10 protein-coding genes are annotated in these 8064 nt (G+C 75.3%); 2 read left to right on the top strand and 8 right to left on the bottom strand.

Annotation, left to right across the window (positions count from 1 at the left end):
- Window positions 1-6: 6 nt before the first annotated feature.
- From ACFQ80_RS15265 to ACFQ80_RS15290, 6 genes are all read right to left on the bottom strand, one after another.
- Window positions 7-693, bottom strand: coding sequence for a DedA family protein (locus ACFQ80_RS15265; protein WP_430550482.1), 687 nt, complete (start codon window positions 691-693; stop codon window positions 7-9).
- A gap of 144 nt (window positions 694-837) precedes the next feature.
- On the bottom strand, window positions 838-1518 hold the full coding sequence (locus ACFQ80_RS15270; RefSeq protein WP_430564256.1) for a peptide deformylase: 681 nt from the start codon (window positions 1516-1518) through the stop codon (window positions 838-840).
- Window positions 1515-2879, bottom strand: a complete 1365-nt coding sequence (gene glmM, locus ACFQ80_RS15275; RefSeq protein WP_430550764.1) for a phosphoglucosamine mutase — start codon at window positions 2877-2879, stop codon at window positions 1515-1517. The genes ACFQ80_RS15270 and glmM overlap by 4 nt, the downstream gene beginning before the upstream one ends.
- 169 nt (window positions 2880-3048) lie before the next feature.
- Entirely contained in the window at window positions 3049-3537 is a 489-nt protein-coding gene (gene rpsI / locus ACFQ80_RS15280; RefSeq protein WP_380243297.1) for a 30S ribosomal protein S9, read from the bottom strand.
- Between the two features lie 32 nt (window positions 3538-3569).
- Window positions 3570-4019, bottom strand: a complete 450-nt coding sequence (gene rplM / locus ACFQ80_RS15285; protein ID WP_429764738.1) for a 50S ribosomal protein L13 — start codon at window positions 4017-4019, stop codon at window positions 3570-3572.
- A gap of 244 nt (window positions 4020-4263) precedes the next feature.
- A complete protein-coding gene (locus ACFQ80_RS15290) occupies window positions 4264-4863 on the bottom strand; it encodes a DUF937 domain-containing protein (RefSeq protein ID WP_430550484.1) in 600 nt (199 codons plus the stop codon).
- Between the two features lie 136 nt (window positions 4864-4999).
- Between ACFQ80_RS15290 and ACFQ80_RS15295 the strand changes: the two genes are divergently transcribed.
- Window positions 5000-5413 (top strand): DUF5709 domain-containing protein, encoded by a 414-nt coding sequence (locus tag ACFQ80_RS15295; protein ID WP_430550485.1) that lies wholly within the window; start codon window positions 5000-5002, stop codon window positions 5411-5413.
- A 32-nt stretch (window positions 5414-5445) separates the two neighbouring features.
- On the opposite strand, the gene truA is transcribed toward ACFQ80_RS15295, so the two are convergent.
- A complete protein-coding gene (truA, locus tag ACFQ80_RS15300) occupies window positions 5446-6348 on the bottom strand; it encodes a tRNA pseudouridine(38-40) synthase TruA (protein ID WP_430564257.1) in 903 nt (300 codons plus the stop codon).
- A gap of 30 nt (window positions 6349-6378) precedes the next feature.
- Between truA and ACFQ80_RS15305 the strand changes: the two genes are divergently transcribed.
- Entirely contained in the window at window positions 6379-7209 is an 831-nt protein-coding gene (locus tag ACFQ80_RS15305; RefSeq protein ID WP_430550487.1) for an ROK family protein, read from the top strand.
- A 19-nt stretch (window positions 7210-7228) separates the two neighbouring features.
- Here the strand turns inward: ACFQ80_RS15305 and ACFQ80_RS15310 are convergent.
- On the bottom strand, window positions 7229-8064 hold an 836-nt coding region (locus tag ACFQ80_RS15310), incomplete at its 5' end, for an alpha/beta fold hydrolase (RefSeq protein WP_430564258.1).

Raw genomic sequence — 8064 nt, forward strand, 5'->3', positions numbered from 1 at the left:
TCCGGGTCAGGCCGCCCGGCTCGTCGGCTCGGCGTCGGCCTCGTCGTCGGCCTCGTCGTCGGCGGGCACCGGCTGCGCCTTCGGCGGGCCCGCGACGCGCTGCACGACCTGGTCGACCAGGACCCCGAGCAGGATGCCGGCGACCACGCCGACGGCCATGGCGAGCAGCGTGTTGTGCCCGAGCCAGGAGGCCGCGGCGAGGCCGATGAGCATCGAGTAGATGCCCCACGTCACGGCGGCGATCCCCGAGTACAGCATGAACCGGTGGCGCGGATAGCCCACGGCGCCGGCGGTCATGTTGACCGCCACCCGCCCGATGGGCACGTACCGCGCGGCGAGGATGAACGACGCGCCGCGGTGCTCGAGCGCGTGCCGCGCCCAGTCGACGGCCTTGCGCCCGCGGGCCGAGCGCAGGAAGGCGAACCGCTCCGTGCCGACGGCACGGCCGATCTGGTAGGCGATCTGGTCGCCCGTCCAGGCGCCGGCGATGGCGAGGGCGAGGACGCCGGGAAGCCACGGCTCGCCCTCGGAGTGCGCGAGCACGGTGAGGGTGATGACCACCGACTCGCTGGGGATCGGGGGGAAGAACCCGTCGATCGTCGCGAAGACGTACATGGCCGGGTAGATCCACAAGGACGCGCCGAGGTCGAGGACCCAGCCCTCCAGCTGTGCCAGCATCGTCGACAGGTTCACCAGGTCGGTCCCTCGGTTCGTCGGCCGGGAGGTGGGCCTCCGGCGGTCGCACGACGCCGTGCGGCGTCACGGCACCAGCCTAGGCAGAACCAGGGCACCGGCTGCATGGGGAATTCCCCCGGTTCCACCCTGAGCGCCGAATGTTCACCCGAGATCCACGAACCCCGGGTCCACGGCGTTCCCGTACCGCAGCAGGTTCTCGTTCGAGGTGAGCGTCCGCAGCAGCGCGTGGTCCAGGTACAGCTCGCCCGCCAGGTGGTCCGTCTCGTGCTGCACGATGCGAGCGGGCCAGCCCGTCAGGACCTCGTCGATCGGCGCCCCGGCCTCGTCGCGGCCGGTGAGCCGCACGCGCCGGTGCCGCGCGACGACGGCCTGCCAGCCGTGCACCGACAGGCAGCCCTCGTGGAACACGGCCCGCTCCGGCTCCCCGTCGGGGCCCGGCAGCGGCTCGTACGCCGGGTCGAGCAGCACCCGGTAGGGCAGCGGCGACCGCTCCCGCGGGTCGTCGGCGCCGGCGCCGGCGTCCTCCACCACGGCGATCGCCAGCCCGATCCCGACCTGCGGCGCGGCGAGCCCCACGCCGGGCGCGGCGTGCATGGTGCGGCGCATCGCCTCGAGCAGCCGCGGCAGCACGTCGCCGAGCTGCCCCGTGTACGGGGCCGCCGGGGCCCGCAGCACCGGCGTGCCGGCCTGCACGATCGGCAGCAGGCCGGTGCCCGGCCCGTCCGCCGCCGCGTCCGCCCGGTCCAGCAGGTCGACGACGGCGGCCCGCAGGCCCTCGTCCGCGCCCGCCGCGTGGCGGTCGGCCGAGGCGCCGTCGGTCACAGGGCCAGCCGGTCGCGCACGACGGCGGCGAGCGTGTCCGCCACGCCGTCGGCCTGCGTCTGGGTGGCCGCCTCGACCATGACCCGCACGAGGGGCTCGGTGCCCGACGGGCGCAGCAGCACGCGGCCCGTCTCCCCCAGCAGCGCCTCCGCGCTCTCGATCGCGGCGCGCACGCCCTCGTCGTCGCCCGCGCGGGCCTTGTCCACGCCCTTGACGTTGACGAGCGTCTGCGGGAGGCGGGGGACGTCGGCGGCGAGGTCGGCCAGGCGCCGACCGGTCGCCTTCACGCGCGCGGCGAGGTGCAGCGCGGTGAGGACGCCGTCGCCGGTCGTGGCGTGGTCGGCGAGGATGATGTGGCCCGACTGCTCGCCGCCGAGCCCGTACCCGTGCGCCCGCATCTCCTCGAGCACGTACCGGTCGCCCACGCCCGTCTGGATCGTGGTGATGCCTGACTCGCGCATCGCGAGCAGGAGGCCCAGGTTGCTCATCACGGTGACCACCAGCGTGTCCGACGGCAGCCGGCCCTCGTCCTTGAGCGCGCGGGCCAGGATCCCGAGGATCTGGTCGCCGTCCACCAGCACGCCCCCGTGGTCGACGGCGAGGCAGCGGTCGGCGTCGCCGTCGAACGCGACGCCGAAGTCGGCCTCCGCGGCCACGACGACGGCCTGCAGCTGCTCCGGGTGGGTGGAGCCGGCCTTCTCGTTGATGTTGCGGCCGTCGGGGCTCGCGTTGATGACGACGACGTCGGCCCCCGCCTCGCGCAGCGCCTCCGGACCGACCTGGCTCGCGGCGCCGTTCGCGGCGTCCACGGCGATGCGCAGGCCCTCCAGCGGGCGGACGTCCGGGGTGGTCCCGATGCTCGCCACGAGGTGCTCGACGTACTGCTGCGCGGCGATGCCGGTGTCGGAGCGCATGCGGCCGACGTCGGCGCCGATCGGCCGCTCCCAGTCCTGGCCGAGACGCGCCTCGATCTCGTCCTCGACGTGGTCGGCCAGCTTGAGGCCGCCGCGCGCGAAGAACTTGATGCCGTTGTCCGGCATCGCGTTGTGGGACGCGGAGATCATCACGCCGAGGTCCATGTCCATCGCCCCCACGAGGTGGGCCAGCGCCGGGGTGGGCAGCACGCCCAGGTTGACCACGTCCACGCCGGAGCTGGCGAGGCCGGCGCCGACCGCGGCGGACAGGAACTCCCCGGACACGCGCGGGTCTCGCCCCACGACGGCGCGCGGGCGGTGGCCGGCGAAGTCGCCCGACGTGCCGAGCACGTGGGCCGCCGCGCTGCCGAGCCCGAGGGCCAGGTCCGCGGTGACGTCCCGGTTGGCGAGCCCACGGACCCCGTCGGTGCCGAACAGTCGCACGATGTCTCCTCCTCCGGGCGCGGCGGTGGATCCGCACGCACACCCCACGGCGCCCCCGCGGACGCCGCACCGATCGTAGCCGGACATGAGGACGGCCCCGCCGGAAGAGTTCCGACGGGGCCGTCCGTGACGCTGACGCTCCTGTCGATGCCCGAAGGCCAGGAGCGCTCGATCAGCGCTTCGAGTACTGCGGCGCCTTGCGCGCCTTCTTGAGACCGGCCTTCTTGGACTCGACCGCACGCGGGTCACGCGTGAGGTAGCCGGCCTTCTTCAGCGCGGGGCGGTTCGCCTCGGAGTCGATCGCGTTGAGCGCGCGGGCGATGCCCAGGCGCACCGCACCGGCCTGGCCCGAGGGGCCGCCGCCGGTGATGCGGACGATGACGTCGAAGCGGCCCTCGACCTCGACCAGCTTCAGCGGCGAGTTCACGAGCTGCTGGTGCACCTTGTTCGGGAAGTAGTCCTCGAGGGTGCGACCGTTGATCTTCCACGTCCCGGTGCCGGGGACGAGGCGCACGCGCGCCACGGCCTCCTTGCGGCGACCGACGGCCGCGCCGGGAGCGGTGATGGACTGGCCGCCGTCCGCGACGGGCGCGGCGGACTCAGAGGTGTAGGTGCTGGGCGTGTTCTCGTCCAGCTCGGTGTCGACGGTGGTCTCGGCCACTGTGAATCCTTCGCTTTGCATCCGGCAGCGGCTCAGGCCTGCTGCGAAACCTGGGTGATCTCGAACTGCTTGGGCTGCTGCGCCGCGTGCGGGTGCTCCGCGCCGCGGTAGACCTTCAGCTTGCCCAGCTGGTCGCGACCGAGGGACGTCTTCGGGAGCATGCCGCGCACGGCCTTCTCCACTGCCCGCTCGGGGTTCTTCTCGAGAAGCTCGCCGTAGTTGACCGAGCGGAGACCACCCGGGTAGCCGGAGTGGCGGTAGGCCAGCTTGGTCTCCCGCTTGTTGCCGCTCAGGGCGACCTTGTCCGCGTTGATGACGATGACGAAGTCACCGCCGTCGACGTGCGGGGCGAAGGTCGGCTTGTGCTTCCCGCGCAGGAGGGTGGCGACCTGGCTCGCCAGGCGGCCGAGGACGACGTCGGTCGCGTCGACGACGTACCAGTCGCGCTGGACGTCGCCGGGCTTGGGGGTGTAAGTACGCACGGTTGCGTCACCTTTTCGTGTTCGGTGTCGTCGGGCGAGAAGCAGCGCCCGATGAGTCAGGTGTTGTGCGCGGGTGCTCCGGTGGCGTCCTGGCCGAGGCATCGTCGGTGCGAGTGGGCGCGCTGACGACGCGGGACGCCGGAGGCATAGCACAACGACGAGCCAGTTTAGCGGTCGCCCTGCACACGGGTCAAAGCGACGCCGGTCACGCCGGCACCGGGGTCCGACGACACCGGGGACGGTCTCAGCGACGCCCGCCGCCGAGCAGCCCGCCCAGGCTGCCGAGCAGCCCGCCGACGTCGAGACCGCCGGCCGACCCGCCGCCGCCGAGCAGCCCGCCGAGGAGGTCGCCGAGGCCACCGCCGGCCGAGCCCTCGGCAGGCTCGCCCGACGCGGTCGCCTGACCGCCGCCGAGCTTCTTCGACAGGAAGGACAGCGCGAGCGGCGCGAGGATCGGGAGCAGCTTCTGCAGGACCCCCGAGTCCGTGCCCGCCGCCCCGGACAGCTGCGCGACCACCTGGTCCTTGTTCGCGCCGAACACGTGGTCCACGATCTTCTCGCCGTCCGCCGTGTCGACCTGGGCGACGTCGATCCCGCCCTCGACCAGGCCGGGGTCGTGCTGGGAGAGGGCACCCGCCAGCGACGCCGCGCCGGCCGGGTCGTCGGCGTTCGCCTTGAGGCCGCCGAAGAGCGCGGGCAGCGCCCCGCCGACGGCCCGCTGGGCCTGCTCGGCGTCGACGCCGAGCTGTCCGGCGATCTGGTCGATCGGGATCTCGGCGAGCAGGTCGTCGATGGACGCGCCCGCCGCTCCACCGGACGCTGCACCGGGCATGGAAGCAGGCATGGAGGGCTCCTCGTCGTGCCGCGCCCGTCGGGCGCACCTGCCGGTCACGCTAACGGGCGCGGGCGGCCTCGCAACCGCACGGTCCGGCCCGGCCGCCCTCGTTGCAGCGGCACCGCCGCGGGTGCACCGTGGTGACATGACCCAGGAGACACCCGGCACCTCCCCGGACCCCGAGACCGGCGCCGAGGGCGACGAGGACCAGCTGCCCCAGGAGGACACGCTCCTCGATCCCGACCTCGACGACGTCCTCGACGAGGGCTACTCCCCGCTGGAGCGGTCGCGGTCGAACCACTGGGGCGAGACGGCGTGGGAGGAGTCCGCCGGCGAGCCCCTGGACCAGCGCCTCGCCGAGGAGCAGCCGGACGTCTGGGAACGCGACCCGCTGGATCGCCCGGACACGACCCGTGCCGGTCGGCTCGCGGAGGACCCCTTCGCCGACCCCGGGGAGGACGGCGACCGCGAGAACGACGTCTACGGCGAGGACGCCGGCATCGACGGCGCGGGTGCCAGCGCCGAGGAGGCCGCCGTCCACTGGGTGGAGGAACCGTAGCGTCGACGAGCCGCCGCCGGGGCCCCTCGGGCTCAGCCGGCGTCGACCTCGCCCGGGTCCCGCCGGGCGCGGACGCGCTCGGCGCGCGCGGCGAGCGCGTCGTCGTCCGGGTAGGCGACCCGCTCGAGAGTCAGCCCCCGGGCCGCGACGACGCCGGACGCCGCGGAGCGGGACCGCCCCGCCAGCACCGCGGCGGGCTCGTCCGGGCCGCGGCGCCCCTCCCCCACGGCCAGCGACATGCCGACCAGCGCGCGCACCATCGAGTGGCAGAACGCGTCGGCCTGCACGGTCGCGACGACGAGCCCGGCGTCCGGCCCGTCCGCGGGGCGGTCCCACGACAGGTGCGTGAGCTCGCGGATGGTCGTGGCGCCCTCGCGGGGCTTGCAGAAGGCCGCGAAGTCGTGCAGCCCGACCAACGGCTGCATCGCCCGGTGCATCGCCTCGACGTCGAGCGGGCGGCGGTGCCAGAGCACCCAGTCACGACGCAGCGGGTCGCGCAGGTCCGGGCGGTCGGCCACCCGGTAGGCGTAGCGGCGGTGCAGCGCGGAGAACCGCGCGTCGAACCCCGCCGGTGCCACCGCGGCCCGGTGCACGACGACGTCGGGCGGCAGGACGCCGGCCAGCCGGTCGGCGAGGGCGACGCCGGGCTCCCGGTCGGACCGCCCGGGCATCTCCGCCCAGCGCTCGCGCGACACGTCGACGTGCGCCACCTGGCCGCGGGCGTGCACCCCCGCGTCCGTCCTCCCCGCCACCGTCAGCCGCGGGCGGGGCATGCCGAGGGGTCCGGTCCGCAGCACGGTCGCGAGGGCGTCCTCCAGCACCCCCTGCACGGTGCGCAGCCGCGGCTGGGTGGCCCAGCCCGCGAAGTGGGTGCCGTCGTAGGCGAGGTCGAGCCGCACCCGGAGGGCGTCGGCGGGAGGTGTCGGCGTGCTCACGGACCCATTGTGGCCGGATGATGTCCCGTGATGGTCGACCCAGGCGCCACGGCGCGCACCCCCGAACCCGGCCCCGGCGGCGGTACCTCCCGAGCGCCCGCGCCCTCCGACGTGCTCACCCTCGCCGTCGACTGCGGCGGCGGGGGCATCAAGGCGGCGGTGCTGGACTCCGCGGGCACCGCGCACGCGTCGCCGGTGCGCGTCCCCACCCCCTACCCGCTGCCCCCGAGCCTGCTCCTGGACACCGTGGCAGGCATCGCGGAGCGTCTCCCCGCCGCGCACCGGGTCACCCTCGGGATGCCGGGCATGATCCGCCACGGCGTGGTCGTCCACACCCCGCACTACGTCACCCGCTCGGGCCCCCGCTCGCGGGTGCTGCCCGAGCTCGTGGAGGCGTGGGCCAGCTTCGACGTCCGCGGCGCGCTCGCCCGACGGCTCGGCGTGCCGGCCCTCGTGCTCAACGATGCCGAGGTGCACGGCGCCGGCGTCGTCGCGGGCTCCGGGGTCGAGCTGGTGCTCACCCTCGGCACCGGGTTGGGGTCGGCGCTGTTCGACGGCGGTCTGCTCGCCCCGCACCTGGAGTGGTCGCACGCCCCCGTGCGCCGCGGCGCGACGTACGACCAGTACGTCGGCGAGCCGGAGCGACGGCGGCTGGGCGACGGGCTGTGGTCGCGGCGGGTCGTCGCGACGGTCGACGGGCTGCGCCCGGTGTTCCGCTGGGACCGCTTGTACCTGGGCGGCGGCAACTCCCGCCGCATCACGCCGGCCGCCCTCGACCGCCTGGGCGACGACGTCGTGGTCGTCCCCAACTCCGCCGCGCTCGTCGGGGGTGCGCGGGCGTGGGACCTGACGCTCACCTGACCGGCGCCGGCGGTCCCGCTCAGACGACGGGTGCCGCGTTGCGGTCCACCTCCGCCGCGGCCACGACCGCCTCGGCCTCGAGGAGGGCCCGGGTGAAGGCGACCGGGGCGTCGAGGCTGACGAGGTGGCGGGCGTGCGGCACCACGACCAGCCGGGCCGGCGCGCCGCCGGCCCGGGCCGCGGCGACGAACGCGCGCTCCTGCCCGCGGAAGTGGTCGTAGCGCCCGTTGACGAACCACACGGGGCTGCTCGCGGCCGCGAGGGCGCCGAGCGTGTCGGTCGGGCCCAGCTCCCGCAGCACCTCGGTCATGGCGCGCAGGGCGTACCCGCCGGCCCCCAGGTCCTCCGCCCCTTCGCCGTCGAGGGCGAGGCGGACGAACGTGTCGTTCAGCCGGGCGCCGTGGTCGGGCCAGCCCTCGATCCACCGGGCGAGCGACAGCCACGCAGGGCGCAGCGACGACGACGACACCGTGCAGCAGGACGCGGCGACGAGGCCGGCGCACTGCCCGGGACGACGTGCGCGGTGCTCGATGGCGACGTAGCCGCCGAGGGACAGGCCCGCCACAATGGCGCGCCCGCCCAGCGCGTCGACGTCGCGGCGCACCGCCTCCACCGCGCCGTCGAGGGTGAACGGCTCGCCCCGGCGCGTGCCGTGGCCCGGCAGGTCCGTCGCGACGGCGGGGACCCCGGCGCGCCCCAGCGCCTCGAGCTGGCGCCGCCACATGGTCGCGGACGTGCGGGAGCCGTGCACGAGCACCACCGGCACGGGCGGGAGGGAGCGGGACGGCGCTTCGGGGCGGGCGACCATGATCCCCAGCCTAGGAACGACGAGGCCCCGCGCCACCTCTCGGGTGG

The sequence above is a fragment of the Isoptericola sp. NPDC056578 genome (genome assembly GCF_042793275.1).
Lineage (GTDB): Bacteria > Actinomycetota > Actinomycetes > Actinomycetales > Cellulomonadaceae > Isoptericola.